At 73.6% G+C, this 1,958-nt stretch carries 2 protein-coding genes; both read right to left on the reverse strand.

The window, feature by feature from the left end; all coding sequences use genetic code 11:
• Window positions 1-431 (reverse strand): MFS transporter (locus QMK28_RS26030; protein ID WP_326442029.1); only part of this gene is annotated, 431 nt, incomplete at its 3' end.
• Window positions 421-1,854 (reverse strand): FAD-binding oxidoreductase, encoded by a 1,434-nt coding sequence (locus QMK28_RS26035; RefSeq protein ID WP_326442030.1) that lies wholly within the window; start codon window positions 1,852-1,854, stop codon window positions 421-423. The genes QMK28_RS26035 and QMK28_RS26030, both read right to left, overlap by 11 nt.
• Window positions 1,855-1,958: the final 104 nt, after the last annotated feature.

The following is a 1,958-nucleotide window of genomic DNA, read 5'->3' on the forward strand; positions in this document are numbered from 1 at the left end:
GTCATCGCGCCGGAACCCGCGGCCAGCACGAAGCGGCCCGCCACCAGCATGCCGAGATTGCCCGCGGACAGGCAGATCGCGGTGCCCAGCAGCATCACCACCGAGCCGGCGAGCAGGGTGGCGCGCACCCCGAGAGCGTCGGCCAGCCGGCCGAACAGCGCGGTGCCCACGCCGAGGGCGAGCGCGTGCGCGGTCAATACCCAGGCGGTGGCGGACGGGGTGGCGTGCAGCGCGACGGCGACGTTCGGCAGAGCAACGCCGGCCGCGGTGACGCCGAAGACGGCGGGGCCGAACAGGGCGCCCAGCCGCAGCCCGGTGGAGCGGGCGCTGACGGCGGACGGATCGGCGGCGGACGGATCGACGGGGGTCGTGTTGTCCGCGGGCGGGCCGTCGGCCGCGACCCGCTGTCGCACTCCGGGGTCACTGGTCATGGGAAAGTCCTTCGGTGGGCGCGATGTTGTGGTTGAACCGGAAGAGGTTGCGGGGGTCGTGGACGGCCTTGATCTCCGCGAGCCGGCGATAGGTGTCGGCGTCGTAGCAGGCCCTGACGTAGTCGGATCCCGCGGTGGCCGGTCCGCCGAGGAAGTTGAGGTAGCGCCCGCCGGTGCCCCACGGCGTCATGCCGTCGAGCACCTCGCTCCCGCCCGCGTCGGCCACCGAGCCGCGCGGGACGGCGGGGGAAAGCGTCGAGAGGGTGTAGGCGCCCTCCCGGTTGCCCACCGCGTTCGGCACCGGCGCGGGCCGGCCGAGCGCGCCGCCGAGCAGCCGCAGCTCCACCATGAGGTCGCCGCAGCCGGAGCCCGGACCGGCCAGGGCCGTCAGCCGGTCCACCGCCCGCTGGTCCAGCTCGCGCAGGACGATCGACCGCTCGTGGTACGGCATGGGGTGGGTCGGGTCCTGGTGGATGTCCTGCACGGCCGTGTACGGCATGTCGGCGACCGTGTCCAGGACCGGCGCGGTGATCGAGCGCAGCGGCTGGACCAGCTTCTCCCCGTCGGCGACCGGGCCCTGATAGGCGATCCGGACATGGACCATCAGCCGGTCCCGCAGCAGGTCGGGGACCTCGGGCAGGTCCGGCAGCCGCAGCAGCGCCAGCGAGGTGGTCATCTCCTCCGGCAGCTCGCGGGTCCAGTCCCGCCAGCCGCGCAGCACCTCCCCCGCCGCCGCGCCGTCGAAGAACAGCCCGCCCCCGTACAGCCGGGTGACCGGCATCAGCGCGAACTCCATCGCCGTGACGATCCCGAAGTTGCCCTTGCCGCCGCGCAGCGCCCAGAACAGCGCGGCGTGCTGATCCCGGGTCACCGTCCTGCAGTGTCCGTCGGCGGTGACGAGTTCCATGCGGGTCACATGGTCCGCCGCGTAGCCGTACTTGCGGGCCAGCAGCCCGAGGCCGCCGCCGAGGGTGTAGCCGACCACCCCCACCAGGTGCGAGGAGCCGTTGAGCGGCGCCAGCCCGTGGGCCGCGGCGGCCCGGATCACCTTGTGCCACGGGGTGCCGGCCTCGACCCTGGCGGTTCTGGCGGCGGGGTCCACCGCGACGCCGTTCATCCGCCGGGTGGAGATCAGCAGCCCCCCGTCGGCCGGCGCGGAGATCCCGTGGCCGGTCGCCTGGACCGTCACCGGCAGGTCGTACGCGGCCGCGATCCGTACAGCGGCCCGTACGTCCGCCGCTCCCTCGGCGACGATGACGAACGTCGGCCGGTGGTCGGCGGACCAGTTGAATCCCGCGCACTCGGCCGCGAAGTCCTCGTCCCACGGCAGCAGCACCGCGCCCCGCACCTGGCGCGCGAGCTCCTGTACCGCCGCGGGCGGCGCGGGCTGGAATTCGACGGTGCTTTCCTGTCCAGTCGCCACGGTTTCTCCCCTCCTGGATGGTTCGTCGTGCCCTTCACCAGGAGTCTTGGTGGTGAAGGCGGCACAACCCATCCCCTGATTGAGGGGAGTCCGCCGGCGGCGCG

This window comes from Streptomyces sp. H27-D2 (assembly GCF_035828615.1).
In the GTDB taxonomy this organism is placed as follows: domain Bacteria; phylum Actinomycetota; class Actinomycetes; order Streptomycetales; family Streptomycetaceae; genus Streptomyces.